The organism is Methylobacillus rhizosphaerae (assembly GCF_900187985.1).
Classification (GTDB): domain Bacteria; phylum Pseudomonadota; class Gammaproteobacteria; order Burkholderiales; family Methylophilaceae; genus Methylobacillus; species Methylobacillus rhizosphaerae.
In genome coordinates this window covers 17,888-31,794 of record NZ_FZOA01000009.1, presented here as the reverse complement: position 1 = coordinate 31,794, position 13,907 = coordinate 17,888, and the positions used below count along the sequence as shown (strand labels likewise).

11 protein-coding genes and 1 riboswitch are annotated in these 13,907 nt (G+C 54.9%); of the genes, 4 read left to right on the top strand and 7 right to left on the bottom strand.

Annotated elements, in window-relative coordinates:
* Window positions 1-12 precede the first annotated feature (12 nt).
* Window positions 13-402 carry a fluoride efflux transporter CrcB gene (gene crcB, locus CHB59_RS10475; protein ID WP_245835119.1) on the bottom strand — a complete coding sequence of 130 codons (390 nt, stop codon included), beginning with the start codon at window positions 400-402 and terminating at the stop codon, window positions 13-15.
* Between the two features lie 246 nt (window positions 403-648).
* Window positions 649-729: riboswitch (Fluoride riboswitch) on the bottom strand.
* Here crcB and CHB59_RS10470 point away from each other — a divergent pair.
* Entirely contained in the window at window positions 702-1,091 is a 390-nt protein-coding gene (locus tag CHB59_RS10470) for a DMT family transporter (RefSeq protein WP_089376192.1), read from the top strand. It overlaps the preceding riboswitch by 28 nt.
* A gap of 33 nt (window positions 1,092-1,124) precedes the next feature.
* Here CHB59_RS10470 and CHB59_RS10465 read toward each other — a convergent pair whose 3' ends face one another.
* The 3 genes from CHB59_RS10465 to hrpA all read right to left on the bottom strand — a co-directional run bounded on the left by CHB59_RS10465 (window position 1,125) and on the right by hrpA (window position 7,877).
* Entirely contained in the window at window positions 1,125-2,141 is a 1,017-nt protein-coding gene (locus CHB59_RS10465) for a Gfo/Idh/MocA family protein (RefSeq protein WP_089376236.1), read from the bottom strand.
* Window positions 2,142-2,180: 39 nt separating this feature from the next.
* Window positions 2,181-3,437, bottom strand: a complete 1,257-nt coding sequence (locus tag CHB59_RS10460; RefSeq protein WP_089376191.1) for a lytic murein transglycosylase — start codon at window positions 3,435-3,437, stop codon at window positions 2,181-2,183.
* Between the two features lie 372 nt (window positions 3,438-3,809).
* The gene (gene hrpA, locus CHB59_RS10455; protein ID WP_089376235.1) at window positions 3,810-7,877 is read right to left on the bottom strand and encodes an ATP-dependent RNA helicase HrpA; all 4,068 of its coding nucleotides are present in this window, start codon (window positions 7,875-7,877) and stop codon (window positions 3,810-3,812) included.
* A gap of 235 nt (window positions 7,878-8,112) precedes the next feature.
* On the opposite strand from hrpA, the gene CHB59_RS11755 reads away from it, so the two are divergent.
* The 3 genes from CHB59_RS11755 (at window position 8,113) to CHB59_RS10445 (ending at window position 10,708) form a co-directional block, all read left to right on the top strand.
* Window positions 8,113-8,280: a hypothetical protein gene (locus CHB59_RS11755; RefSeq protein ID WP_179212140.1), complete on the top strand. Its 168-nt coding sequence runs from the start codon at window positions 8,113-8,115 to the stop codon at window positions 8,278-8,280.
* Between the two features lie 121 nt (window positions 8,281-8,401).
* Complete coding sequence (locus CHB59_RS10450; RefSeq protein ID WP_089376190.1) at window positions 8,402-9,421, top strand: zinc-binding alcohol dehydrogenase family protein; 1,020 nt, start codon at window positions 8,402-8,404, stop codon at window positions 9,419-9,421.
* Window positions 9,422-9,769: 348 nt separating this feature from the next.
* Complete coding sequence (locus tag CHB59_RS10445) at window positions 9,770-10,708, top strand: YihY/virulence factor BrkB family protein (RefSeq protein ID WP_089376189.1); 939 nt, start codon at window positions 9,770-9,772, stop codon at window positions 10,706-10,708.
* On the opposite strand, the gene CHB59_RS10440 is transcribed toward CHB59_RS10445, so the two are convergent.
* The 3 genes from CHB59_RS10440 to CHB59_RS10430 all read right to left on the bottom strand — a co-directional run bounded on the left by CHB59_RS10440 (window position 10,709) and on the right by CHB59_RS10430 (window position 13,856).
* Complete coding sequence (locus CHB59_RS10440; RefSeq protein WP_089376188.1) at window positions 10,709-11,530, bottom strand: class I SAM-dependent methyltransferase; 822 nt, start codon at window positions 11,528-11,530, stop codon at window positions 10,709-10,711. It lies immediately after the preceding gene.
* A 69-nt stretch (window positions 11,531-11,599) separates the two neighbouring features.
* Window positions 11,600-12,331 (bottom strand): hypothetical protein, encoded by a 732-nt coding sequence (locus CHB59_RS10435; protein ID WP_143738719.1) that lies wholly within the window; start codon window positions 12,329-12,331, stop codon window positions 11,600-11,602.
* Between the two features lie 13 nt (window positions 12,332-12,344).
* On the bottom strand, window positions 12,345-13,856 hold the full coding sequence (locus CHB59_RS10430) for an alkaline phosphatase (RefSeq protein ID WP_245835117.1): 1,512 nt from the start codon (window positions 13,854-13,856) through the stop codon (window positions 12,345-12,347).
* Between the last annotated feature and the right edge of the window lie 51 nt (window positions 13,857-13,907).

Here is a 13,907-nt window from a genome sequence, read left to right as displayed (position 1 = left end):
GTACTGCATGATTCAGGCCTGCACCGCCGCCTTGACCAGCGCAAACCCGAGCCACATCATGGCAAGCCCGACGACGACGCTTGCAACGATGTACGCAGCGGCAATACCGATACGCCCTTCGCGCAGCAGTATCATGGTTTCCAGCCCAAAGGCGGAAAATGTAGTGAACCCACCCATCAACCCGGTAAACAACAGGACGCGCATATCGGCGGAAATAAACCCCTCCTTCAAGGCAAACCCGGCCAATATGCCGATGATGAGGCATCCGAGGACGTTGACCGTGAAGGTAGGAAAGGGAAACCGCCAGTCCAGACTATAACGCAGGACCAAACCTGAAAGCTTGAACCGTGCAACGGAGCCGATTGCGCCACCCAAGGCTACGAGCATGACTTGATTCATCATATCCCTTTCAAAAAGCAAGCCTGAAAAACTGGCATAAGCATTATATCGAATGACAACTCCTGGTCAGGCGGCGGCGCGGGAGGTAGCCTGGATTTTTTCGGCGGATAAGGTTGTGGCGGGCATGAAATGCCTGCACCCGATCTAACGGTTGAGTTTATGTAATATGGATTTTTCATACGCTTGTCCTCTGCGTGCATCAACGTCGGGACAAGGTGCACAGACACGCCTACACATCCCGGTCCCGGGATTCGTGTAGGCATCATCAGCTGTTATAACAGCGGTTGAAAGGTATTCACCTTATGGAGGAATGCCATCTCCAATTGCTGGCTACTATATTACAAAACAGCAGCTCATACTGCAATCCAAACATACAGTCCGGAAGAATAGATTCTCCACCTCTAACGATTTCCATTCCCTTGATCCTGTATGCGGGCATACTGGCTTCCATCGTCCTGCCCTATTGCTGGATCAAGGGTATCGAACACCTGGACCCAGTCCGTTGCAGTATGGTCATGAACTTGCTGCCCGTGTTCACTGCCGTGCTGGCTGTGTTGATATTGCACGAAACCCTGAGCAGTTATCATGTCATCGGCAGCGTAATGGCGCTGATGGGTGTGATGCTTTCCCAGGAGCCTGCACTATGGAATACGCCTGCGCTATGGAACAAGCCCTCAAGACACCCTCGGTGACAATACCGGGCTGGATATCCAGCCCGGATTGGCTCAGATAAGATTGATACGCTGACCTGCAGCAGCCGACTGCATGGCAGCCACAATTGCCTTGCAGTTGCCGCGTGCATCCTCCAGGCTCAGGAATGGTGATTTGCCGTTGAGCACACAATCGCTGAAATGCTCGATCTCGCGATTGAAATGGTTGCTGACTGGCAAGCGCTCTTCCCAGAACCTGCCATCCTCTGTCCACCAACTGATCACCGGCACATCGCCCGCCTGCTGCCAGACGGTATGGCATTTCAATCCACCCTTGCTGCCTGTCACCTGGTATTCGGAACGGCGCGAGCATTCAAAGCTGATATCAAAATGTCCATGCCTGCCGTCGCCAAAATCGAATACGCCGCTGGTGGCAACATCAGCACCGCTTTCGGTGTATTTGGCAAGTGCTGTCACGCTGAGTGGCTCGGTGCCAAAGCAGCTGCGCAGCGAATGGATGGCATAAGGCCCAATATCCCACATGGCGCCGCCGCCATGATCCACATCCTTTTCCAGACGATAGAGCCGAGCGGGTTTCATGATGAAGGAGTAACTGGCACGCGCAAACTTCACTTCGCCAATGATTCCAGAACGCAGCAGTTCTTGCACGCGTGCGAATTGCGGGTGGAAGGCGTACATAAACCCTTCCATGACAGTGACACCATGCTGGCTGGCCGAATTGGCAATGGCATCCACATCCGCCACTGTCAGCGCCAAAGGCTTCTCGATCAGCGCATGCTTGCCTTTTTCTATCGCCTTCAGCGCCCATTCAGTATGCTCATGATTGGACATCGGCAGATATACGGCCTCGACGCGCGTGTCATTGAGCAAGGCGTCAAGATCGTCATAGCACTCAACTCCACCAGCCAGCTGAGGTGCGTGCTTCTTCAGGGTAGCTGCCGCAGCGCCTGCACGGCGGCTCGCAATCGCCACCAGTTCCGAATTCGGTGCCTCGACAATTGCAGGCAAGAGGCGTTCATTGACCCTGGCAGCCCCCAATATACCCCAGCGCAACTTGCGTTCCTGATTCATGTGCATCTCCTCTCAATGATAAATTCGCGATATTCGTGCTTATGGTTGCGTTCCCGGGAAGCCCGGAATCAGTTCAGTATCTGCATGTTGCGCAGCCTGGCTTTTTGCCACATGCAATATCAGTTCTGGCGATGCATAGCCATCTGCCGGCAAATCATGAGCCAGTTGGTATCCACGAATCGCATTCTGCGTTCTGGTTCCAGGCAAACCATCATAACCTCCAGTATCAAAGCCCTGCTCCGTCAACTGCTGCTGCAAGCGCTTGATCGCCTCCATGCTGATGGGCTCCTGCTCAGCAGACGTGGAAGCACGCAAGGCCGGAGTACCGAGAAAACGGTTGGCAAGATGCGCCACTGTCAGCGCATAGTTGGTGGAACGATTCCAGTGCATCACCACCTGGAAATTATCAAATACCATAAAAGCCGGACCGCGCCAGCCCTGAGGCAAGATAATCGCGGCATCGCGGTCCGCTGCTGGCAATGTTCCCTGGCTTGCCGCCCGGACGCCCATTGACTGCCATTGTCCAATACTACGCTTCTGGCTGGCCCCTGCCTGCTGCCAGGCAAATCCTTCAGGCAGGCTGACCTCCACGGCAATCGGCTCATTTCGCTGCCAGCCTACGGATTGCAGATAATGTCCCGCAGAATACATGGCATCAGGAATGGATTTCCAGACATTGATCTTGCCATCCCCATCACCGTCCTCCGCGTATGCCAGGAATGTGGACGGCATGAACTGCATATGCCCCATGGCCCCGGCCCATGAGCCGGTCATATCCGCAGGCGCAACATGGCCTGCATCCAGAATACGCAAGGCATCCAGCAGCTGGTTGCGGAAAAAGACATGGCGACGCCCTTCATAAGCCAGCGTTGCCAGCGCCCGCGGCGTGGAAAAATTCCCCAATATCTGTCCGTAGTTGGTTTCCAGCCCCCAGAATGCCATGAGTACTGCAGGGGGCACGCCATATTTCTGTTCCACTCGCTGCAGCAATTCACGATGCTCCTGCAGCAGCGCCTGCCCACGTTCAACCTGACGCGAAGTAACCCGCTTGCCCAAATATGCCATGAAGGTTTGAATGAATTCAGGCTGGGACTGATCCAACTCGACGACACGCTCGAGCGGATACGCATTGGCAAATGCAGCCTGCAGGCTTGCAGCCGAAATACCCTGTGCCTGCGCCTCGCGGTTGAAATCCGACAGCCAGGCTTCAAAACCCTGTTCCGCTGCCTGGGACAAAGGACTCACCATCCCTCCCGCCACCAGCAACGCAGCCACCACCTGACGCAATCTCAACACCACATTCTCCTTATATATTGAAGCAACCAGCACAAGGCAGATCACACACAACCTACGAGTATGCCCGAAAATCAACCAGCGGGAAGACTTGTCCGCGACAAAACCAAGAGCAAGCAAAGCAGTGCCAAATCTCCGCTGATTTTCCTCCCCTCTGGCTGCGCCGATTAGCACAGCTTTTAATGGATTAAGGACTGCTATCTGTCTGAGCACAGCGAGTTCAGCCAGTTCCCATTAAAAGCGAGCAATGCAGGCATATACCCGAGTCTTCAATACCTCCGCCAAACCATCCACCATCCGCCTGGTGACATGACAGCATCACGACAAGACCTCAGCGCGGAGGCCGGGGCAACAAGCAGGTAACACCCTCCTTGATTACCGTACCAAATCCTCCCAAGCCTTATCCAGCCGCTTGGCCGACACCGGGAACGGCGTCTTCAATTCCTGGGCAAACAGGGAAACCCTCAACTCCTCAATCAGCCAGCGATAGTCCAGCAAGGCTGGCGGCACTTCATGGCTGGCCTTGCGCAATGCCAACACGCGAGACTCCCAGCGTTCCCATATCTGCTGCACAACCTGCCCACTGCGGGTATCGCGATCCACGCTGCCAGGATATTTTTCCAGCCGCAAGCGCATAGCCTTGATATAGCGCGGCAAGTGCTGCAGGGTCTCCCACGGCGTTGCGCTGAAAAATCGCTTGGGCAGTAACCGCGCAAGCTGGGTTTCCACTTCCTTCTTGATTCTGGACAGGCTGGCAGGAACGGCGTTCAACTTTTGTGTGAGTTGCGTATACTCCGCCGCTATGGCTGTCGCCAGACGGCCTGCGCCCTCTACCACCGCTGGCAATCGGGTACGTGCGCGCGACTTCAGTGCCATGAAATCCTGATTGCTACGCGGCGACTCATCATCACCGATGAACGCCCGATCGCTGATGGCAACCAACATGTCCTCGCGCAACTCGTCCGGGTTCATGATATTGCGCAGCTGCAAGGCATATTGGTTGAAACCGGGAAGGCCTTTTTCCAGCTGCTTCATCTGTTCCTTGAGCTCAAAGCGCATCAAACGACACACCCCGGCCCGGTGCGATTGTTGTGCGGCCAGCCCCGTATCAAATAGCTTGATGGCAACGCTGTCCTTGTTGTCCTCCAATGCCGGATAACCGGTCAGCTGGTGTCCATCGCGGCTAAAACTCAAAGTCGGCGGCAAGTCGCCGAAATCCCATTGCTTGAGTCCGGATTTCTCAATGCCGGGCGAACTACTGCGGAAGGTCAGTTGCGCCGCCTGGCCGAGTTGCGCCTTGAGCGCATGCCAGTCACGTCCGCTGCCAAGCTCGCGGTTTTTCTCGTCAACCACGCGGAAATTCATGTAAAGATGCACATCCAACGTATCGGCCTGCCATTCATTGACACTGAGCTTCAAGCTGGTGCGCTGCTGGATATAATTGGCCAAGGCAGGCAATAAAGGCTCTTTTGTATTGGCTGCCGTTTCCAGGAAACCGGTCACGAAATCCGGCACTGGCACGCAGACACGGCGCAAGGTTTTGGGCAGCGCCTTGATCAGCGCCGTGACCTTCTCACGTATCATCCCCGGCACCAGCCATTCCGCCTCGACCGGGTTGAGCTGGTTGAGCAAGGCCAATGGCACGGTCACCGTCACGCCATCCAATGGATGCCCAGGCTCGAAACGGTACTTGAGCGGCAGCTTGACGCCGTCCAGCTCCAGGCTCTCCGGGAACTGCACCTCGGTGACGCCCGCCGCACCGTGGCGCATCAGGTGCTCGCGCGTAAGGTACAACAGCTTAGGGTTGTCCTTTTCCGCATCCGCGCGCCATTTCTCGAAACCCGCGCCATTGACGATACCAGCCGGTATTACGCCATCATAGAACGCAAACAGCGTATGCTCGTCCACCAACACATCCTGGCGGCGCGCCTTGTGCTCCAGCTCCTCGATCTCCGCAATCAGGCGGCGATTGGCGGCGAAGAACGGAGCACGGGTATCGAACTCCATGTTCGCCAGCGCCTCACGGATGAAAATTTCGCGCGACTCCTTGGGATCGATCGGGCCGTAATGCACGCGCCGGCGCGGCACGACGGTAAGGCCATACAGGCTCACCCTTTCCCAGGCCACGACTTGCGCGGGCTTGCGATCCCAACGCGGGTCGCTGTAATGGCTCTGTGTCAGGCTTCGCGCCAGTGGCTCTATCCAGTCCGGCTCTATTTTCGCAACGCAACGTGCATAGAGCTTGGTGGTTTCCATCAGCTCCGCCGCCATCACCCATTTGGGCCGCGCCTTTTTCAAGGTGGAGCCAGGTGCAACATGGAAGCGGATGCCGCGTGCGCCGAGATAATTGTCCGCCTCGCCATCCTTGAAGCCGATATTGCCCAGCAAGCCTGCCAGCAAGGCCCGGTGTATCTGTTCGTAGGAAGCAGGCTCCTGGTTGAGCTTGAGTTCCAGCTCCTCGGCAATTTCGCGTAGTTGCTGGTAAAGTTCGCGCCATTCCTTGAGCCGCAGGAAGGAAAGGAAATTGCTGTGGCACTTGTTGAGCAGATCCTTGTTCGACTTCTTGGTCTTGAACGCGTCCTCGTACCACTCCCAGATCTTGATGAATCCAAGGAAATCGGAATGCTCGACCTTGAACTTGGCATGCGCCTGATCGGCCGCCTCGCGCTTGTCCATTGGTCGCTCACGTGGGTCCTGAATCGCCAGAGCACTAGCGATGATGAGGATTTCCCGCGCACAGCCTTGCTTCTTGCCTTCCAAAATCATGCGCGAGACACGCGGATCCAGCGGCAGCCGCGCCAATTGTCTGCCAGTGTCGGTAATGTTCTGCGCCGCATCCACCGCGCCCAGCTCCTGCAACAGCTGGTAACCGTCAGCGATATAGCGCGAGCTTGGCGCCTCAATGAACGGGAATTCCTGCACGTTGCCCAGCCTAAGTGCGGCCATGCGCAGGATGACGGCAGCCAGCGAGGAACGCAGGATTTCCGGGTCTGTGAACTCGGGACGGTTGTTGAAATCCGCCTCGTCATATAACCGGATGCAGATACCGTTGGACACCCGCCCGCAACGGCCCGCACGCTGGCGTGCCGCCGCCTGGGAGATTTTCTCCACTTGCAGTTGCTCGACCTTGGCGCGCGCGCTATAACGATTGACCCGCGCCAAACCGGTATCGATGACGTATTTGATACCCGGCACGGTGAGCGAAGTCTCGGCGACATTGGTCGCCAGCACCACGCGCCGCCCGCCGCTGGAGCGGAATACTTTCTGCTGATCCTCTATCGACAGACGCGCGAACAGAGGCAATATCTCGACATGGCGCAAGTGCTTATTGAGATAATCCGCGGTGTCACGAATCTCACGCTCGCCCGGCAGGAACACCAGGATATCGCCACCGCCAAGCCGGGAAAGCTGTTCGACGGAATCAAGGATCGCCTCCTCCATCTCCTCTTCGGCGTCATCTTCCTCCAGCCACTTGACCTCCTCGCGTGGCTTGCGCTGCACGCCCATGACATCCTGCCCCAGCAGCTCCACATCCTCCTCGTCGTCGTCCAGCCATTTGCGGATGGAAGGGTCGATATTGCCAGCCTTGCGCCTGACACCGATGTCAATGATATCCTCTTGTGGCACCTCTTCCCGTACCGCGGCAGGCGCTGGCTTGGCAGGCACGGCAACTGGTGCAGGCTGCGCGATCACCATGCGCCGGCTGCCCAGTGGCCGGTAACGGATTTCCACCGGATAGGTGCGACCCGACACTTCGATCACGGGCGCATCGTTGAAATGCTTTGAAAAACGCTCAGCATCGATCGTTGCCGACGTCACGATCACCTTGAGGTCAGGGCGGCGCGGCAACAGCTGCTTGAGATAGCCTAGCAGGAAATCAATATTCAGGCTGCGTTCGTGCGCCTCGTCGATGATGATGGTGTCATAGGCGTTGAGGAAACGGTCGCCCTGCGTTTCCGCGAGCAAGATGCCGTCCGTCATCAGCTTGATGTAGCTGGTCGCCGATACTCGCTCGTTGAAGCGGACCTGATACCCCACAGCTTCGCCCAGCGGCGATTTCAGCTCCTGTGCAATGCGTGAAGCAACGGAGCGCGCGGCAATCCGCCGCGGCTGAGTGTGACCTATCATGCCAGCCACACCGCGTCCCAGCTCCAGGCAAATCTTGGGCAACTGGGTGGTCTTGCCGGAGCCCGTTTCTCCGCTTACGATCACCACTTGATGCTTGCGTATCGTCTCGGCAATTTCATCCTTACGGTTGCTGACCGGCAGCTCGGCGGGATATTCCGGCCTGGGCAATTGCGCCAGCCGCGTCTGGCGCCGCTGGATGGAAGCTTGAATCTTTACTGTCAACTCTGCCAGGGATTGGTCAACGGGCTTGTCCTGCCGAATCAGCGCATCCAGTTGCTGAAGACGGCGCTTGAAATTGAACTGATCCTGCAACATGCATTCGGGAAGTTGCGCCTGCAATCGTTGCAGCATCTGGCGTTCGGAAACGGGGGAAGCGGTATTCTGGACTGTATTCATAGATAGGAACAGATTTTAGCACGGCTGCCTATCAGGCTTTCAGCCTAGGCGACTTGCTAATTGACAAACTTACATAAAATTTACTTTATCCATGCTCGTAGTTTCTATTGGATTCCTGTTATCACAGCACTTCCATGCAGATGAAAGTTACAGCATGGCAATACTCAACGACTACTTATCACGCAGCCATCCCAGGGAGAACAATATGCGGCGACATGATAACAACACCGACCAGGAAATCTATCTCACCAACTATAGCGACAACCTCACCTTTACCCCTCCTCAGCGCCACGACAAAGAAATATTAAGTTGTTGCCGGTGAGGGCGACCAAGTCATGCCGGGCATGACTGACAGTATCTGGCAAGTCTTTACTCTTGCGTCTTTGCCATTGCAGGGCACATTGCTAGAATAGCCAGCATCCCAAACTGTAAGGATCATTGTTGTGAAAGCTGTTGCACTGACGCGCTATTTGCCAACCTATCACCCTGAATCCCTGCAGGACATGACATTACCGACACCGACACCTGGGCCACGGGATCTACTGGTCAGAGTGGAAGCCATTGCGGTTAATCCGGTCGATACCAAGGTACGCGCACCCAAAGACAAAATCGAGCCTGAACCACGTATCCTGGGCTGGGATGCTGCAGGCACAGTCGTCGGCATAGGCAGCGAGGTCTCGCTGTTCCAGGTCGGCGACCCTGTGTATTACGCGGGAGATATTACCCGTCAGGGCTGCAACAGCGAGTTCCAGATAGTGGATGAACGTATTGTGGGCCGCAAACCGCAATCACTTAGCCCGGCAGCGGCAGCTGCCCTGCCGTTGACCACTATTACAGCATGGGAAGCCTTGTTCGAACGTATGGGCGTGGAAATGCCGCCGCGCAAGCAGCGCCGCAAGAGCATCCTGATCATTGGTGGCGCAGGTGGGGTTGGTTCGATGGCGATTCAGCTGGCAGCCAAAGTCGCGGAATTGCGCATCATCGCCACCGCTTCCCGTCCGGAATCCGCCGCCTGGTGCCATGAGTTCGGCGCGCATGCCGTGGTCAACCATCATCAGGATCTAGTGAGCCAGGTTCATGCATTGGGATTTGAGTTTGTGGATTATGTCCTGATACTCAACAATACCGACCAGCATGCTCCTGCCGCCGTGCAGTTGGTCGCGCCCCAAGGTTCCATCTGCAGCATCGTGGAATCCACCAGGCCTGTGGATATTGCCCCGCTCAAGCAGAAAAGTGCGCGTTTCTGCTGGGAGACGATGTTCACTCGTGCCATGTTCAAGACTGATGACATGATCCAGCAGCATCACCTGCTGAACCAGGTTGCCGAACTGATCGACCTGGGCATCCTGAAAACGACGCTAAACCAGACACTCTCCCCCATCAATGCCGCCAATGTCAGGGAAGCACATGCCCGGATTGAATCCGGTCAGACCATCGGTAAGATTGTACTGGAAAGATTCTAGGCTGATTTACAGACTCCCTGGATACTACCTTCGTGCCATCCCAGGCATGACGCCGGCATCAATTTCCCCTATCATTTGCCTCTCGTACCGTCGATGGGCAAATGATAATGTTCCCCTTTCCACAAAACGTCGTACCCCATAATAATTAAATACAAATTATCATTTATATCAATAAATTAAAATAAACACCACATAAATTACTTTAAATAAATACAGTCAATATTCCATCTTCGGAATACGCAGCACAGAATAACTATTGCCTGTCAGTAATATCAAAAAACCTGACAACATTGCCTCCTCACTGCGCAAAACTGCCCAGCGAATGCAACAGGTATAAGGAGAACATTTTTGATCACGAAACTTTTATACAGCCTGAGCCAGCACGCACTCTATCGTCTCAAGTGCCTGCGCCAGCTACTCATCCAGTCTGTCCTTTCCTGGTTCTCGCATCGTGCCACCAGCAAAGGGGCTGCGTTGGCGTTCTACACCATGTTTTCCCTCACACCCATCCTGATACTGGTGATTGCCATTGCCGGCTATTTTCTTGGTGAACGTGCAGCTCACGGGGAAATCGTGGCACAAATTTCCGATCTGGTGGGAGACAGCGGAGCTCAGGTCATTCAAAGCATGCTGGCTCGCGCCCACAACCCGAAATCCGGCATCATCGCCACATTGATTGCCGGCTCCTTGTTATTCATCGGTGCCACGACGGTATTTGCCGAACTCAAGGCCAGCCTGGATGAAATCTGGGAAATCAGCAAAATCAAGGCTCGCGACAAGAAACAGGCTCTCGGTGCATTGGTCAAGACCCGCCTGCTGGCCTTCAGCATCATTCTATCACTAGCTTTCCTGCTATTGACCTCCTTATTGGTCAACGCCGGACTGGCGCTGGTGGAGCAGTTTGCCGCTGAATTCGTGGGCCGTTTCATTACGACCATCGGCATTTTCAAGCACGTGTCAGCATTAGTCAGCTTTGGCGTGATCACTTCCATGTTCGCCGTCATTTTCAAGATGCTGCCTGACGTGAAACTGCCATGGTCGGATGTATGGATAGGCGCTGCGTTTACCGCCATCCTCTTCGGGTTGGGGAAATACCTGATCGGTATTTATCTGGGAAACAGTGCTGTTGCTTCAAGCTTTGGTGCCGCAGGTTCCCTGATCGCCCTATTACTCTGGGTATATTACTCCGCACAGATTTTCTTCTTCGGTGCCGAAATCACGCGGCAATATGCGCTGACCTTCGGCAGCCTGAAAAATATCCCGGCAGACCAGGTACCTCGCAAATAATCAATACACAAACCGGGAGTGCAGGTCCTGCAGGTTGAGCTGTTCCAATATCTGCTCCAGACGTAGCTGGGCATTGCGGCGTGGGCTGTTTTTGTAGCGGGCGACAATCAACTCGTTCTTCATCGAATGTTCCCAGCCTACAAGTTCTGTGACCGTCACTTGGTAGCCATGCGCCTCCAGCTGCAGACAGCGCAATACATTGGTAATCTGGCTGCCGAATTCACGCGTGTGAATCGGATGACGCCAAATCTCGGATAATGGCGTCTTACCGAACGACTCGCTCTTATGGCGGCGCAGGACTTCTGCCACCTCGGCCTGGCAGCATGGTACCAACACCATGAACTGGGCTTTTTTCTCCAGGCCAAACCGGATCGCATCGTCGGTCGCTGTATTACAGGCATGTAGTGCAGTGACAATGTCCACCTGCTCCGGCAATGCACGCGAAACCGTCGCCTCCTCCACACTCAGGTGCAGGAAGTCCATACGATCAAATCCCAGGCGACTGGCCAGTGCCTGTGATTTTTCCACCAGTTCACCCCGTGTTTCTATGCCGGCGATACGCCCCGCCGCTTGTTGCTTCATGAACAAGTCATAAAGAATGAAGCCAAGATAGGACTTGCCCGCCCCATGGTCCACTAGCAACGGGTTGGCATTATTCTCCATCACCTCAAGCAACAAGGGCTCGATGAAGTGATACAGGTGATAAACCTGTTTGAGCTTACGGCGCGTATCCTGATTGAGCTTGCCATCCCGGGTGAGGATATGCAGCTCTTTCAGGAGTTCTATGGATTGTTGTGGCTTGATTTCGGGAATGAGCGTCATGCCTGCATTTTAACATTGAGGCATGCCGATCCGTCATCCACCCGGATTTTTCCTGCTTCATTTTTCAGGCTACTGCCAGTGATCATGCTCCCCTGGCGCGTGATGACGCAGCGACAGACCTGGTGCCCCGCCGCTGGCCAGGTCCAGCCAGGATAATGCATTGCGATCATGCTCCATATCGCCGATATCAGTGAAATCTACATGCGCATATGTGTGCAATATCCCATTCGTGGTTTTCACGACAGGCAATTGTTGATGATAGCGCTCTACCATTTTTACCTTTACCTGATATCCGGGATAGTGATAGGTCAATTGCAACGGGATGCTCAGCGCCGGAATCCAGGTCACTTCAGTGTCCACGCCATTCAACCTGCCTCGGTAGATATCAGTCGCCATCCGCTGCCAGGGTGGGCCCGGCCTTTTATCCAGTCCGGCAAGCTCCTGCTGCGTGACCAACTGTGTCAGTACCTGCCATTGCCTATCATCAGAAGCAATGCCCAGCAAATTCAGATCAATGTTCGTATAGTCAATAGCACGCTGTTTTTCATGCAACAGATACGCATACTCCAGCTGGCCATCCTGCCGCCGTTGCCACAGTTCACTGTGCGCGGCATGCATATCCCGTATCTCGACCTGAGTTGCCTCACGCATCATCAGCCATTCCCGCTTGACGGAAGACTGGCAGGGCAATACACACTGGATGGTTTCAAAACGGGCATCCAGCGCCGGCAATGTCCCTGCCACCGCATGACCGGGCAACCATCCCATCATCAGCCACGCTGCCACTAGCCTATTCTTCATGCTTGCTGCCATCCTAAAATCCGAACGCATCCTTCATAACGTGGAAAATGTAGTTCTGCTCATGAATGCCATGAAAAAGATGCGCCTTAGGGCCGCCTGCAAATATTTGCACCTCCTCAGCGCCATGTGTTTCAGAGTTCAGCGGGACCAACACCTCCTGGTGGAAATCAGGGTGCGTAGTATCCACATTGCTCATGTCTTCAATTCGCCCACTACGGGCCGGCAAATCCAGAACCTGGTCTCCCGGCACACCTGGGTAGTATCCCTTACCATTGGCATAGGCAATGGTGGTATATGGCCGGCCATCCGTGGCACGAACCAGCTTACCGCCTTCCATCACCTTACCCAGGATAGGATTGCCACGCTCAGGATAGCCCCCTATCGTCATGGTGTGGCTATGGTCAGCAGTAACAATCACCAGCGTATCATTCAGATCCACTTTTTCCAGTGCCACCCTGACTGCATTGGACAGGGAAATGGTTTCAGTCAGTGCGCGGTAGGCTTTATTGGCATGATGGGCATGATCAATGCGGCCTGACTCCACCATAAGGAAAAATCCCCTGGGATTCTTCTTCAGGATATCGATTGCCTTACCCGTCATTTCAGCCAGCGACGGCTCCTTGGCAATATCTCCTGGCCGGTCATATTCATACTGCATGTGGGATCGATCAAACAATCCCAGCAGCCGTTGTGTCGTGGCCCTGTTGATGGCATCAAACTGCTCCTGGTTCCAGACGTAAGCAGCACCAAACTTCCTGATATATTCATGAACCAGGTGACGCCCATCACGGCGCTCCCCTTTGCGGCCTGCATATTCGGGGTCATCCTCTGTATCCGGCAGAAAACGACTGCGCCCTCCACCCAATACAACCTCAATGCCATCACCAATACCGTTGGCACCAAAATTATCGATCAGTTGCGATGCGATATCCTTCACATCGGCACCCGCAGGGATATCACGGTCAGATTCCCAATCGCGTGTGGAAGTATGGGCATAAGTAGCCGCTGGCGTGGCATGGGTCACGCGCGCAGTTGATACCACACCGGTAGCCCGGCCATGCTGCTCTGCCAACTCAAGGATAGTAGTCAGCCTGGCTTCCTGCACCTTGCGGTTATCCTTCTCTCCGTTCAGCACACGCTGGTCAACGGAGATGACACCATCGTTGATTTTCACGCCTGTCACGATTGCCGACATGGTAGGAGCAGAATCAGCCGTTTGCTGATTGGCTGAATAAGTCTTGGACAAGGCAAGATATGGCAATGTCTCAAATGCCAACTTATTACGCTCTCCCTCGCGCCCTTGCAGCTGACCTTCAAGAATGCGCGCCGCTGTCACCGTCGATACTCCCATGCCATCCCCCACGAACAAGATGACATTCCTGGCCTGGTGATGATTGGGTTGCAGCTTCTTGGCTGTCGCCAGCGCCTGCTGCCCTTCCTGGTACCAGGTACTGGCATCCTCGGCCAACGTCATGACAGGCCATGCCATCATTACCGCCATGACAGATATTCTTCCTATGCTCATTCCATGTATCCACTGCATCCGGTTGAAAGAAATTGCACCATAAAGCCGCAA

Excerpts from the sequence above, each read along its gene's own strand:
- CHB59_RS10465 (WP_089376236.1), bottom strand. The coding sequence starts at position 2,141 with ATGAATCAGGAACGCAAGTTGCGCTGGGGTATATTGGGGGCTGCCAGG.
- hrpA (WP_089376235.1), bottom strand. The coding sequence starts at position 7,877 with ATGTTGCAGGATCAGTTCAATTTCAAGCGCCGTCTTCAGCAACTGGAT.
- crcB (WP_245835119.1), bottom strand. The coding sequence starts at position 402 with ATGATGAATCAAGTCATGCTCGTAGCCTTGGGTGGCGCAATCGGCTCC.
- CHB59_RS11755 (WP_179212140.1), top strand. The coding sequence starts at position 8,113 with ATGGCAATACTCAACGACTACTTATCACGCAGCCATCCCAGGGAGAAC.
- CHB59_RS10430 (WP_245835117.1), bottom strand. The coding sequence starts at position 13,856 with ATGAGCATAGGAAGAATATCTGTCATGGCGGTAATGATGGCATGGCCT.
- CHB59_RS10435 (WP_143738719.1), bottom strand. The coding sequence starts at position 12,331 with ATGAAGAATAGGCTAGTGGCAGCGTGGCTGATGATGGGATGGTTGCCC.
- CHB59_RS10440 (WP_089376188.1), bottom strand. The coding sequence starts at position 11,530 with ATGACGCTCATTCCCGAAATCAAGCCACAACAATCCATAGAACTCCTG.
- CHB59_RS10470 (WP_089376192.1), top strand. The coding sequence starts at position 702 with ATGGAGGAATGCCATCTCCAATTGCTGGCTACTATATTACAAAACAGC.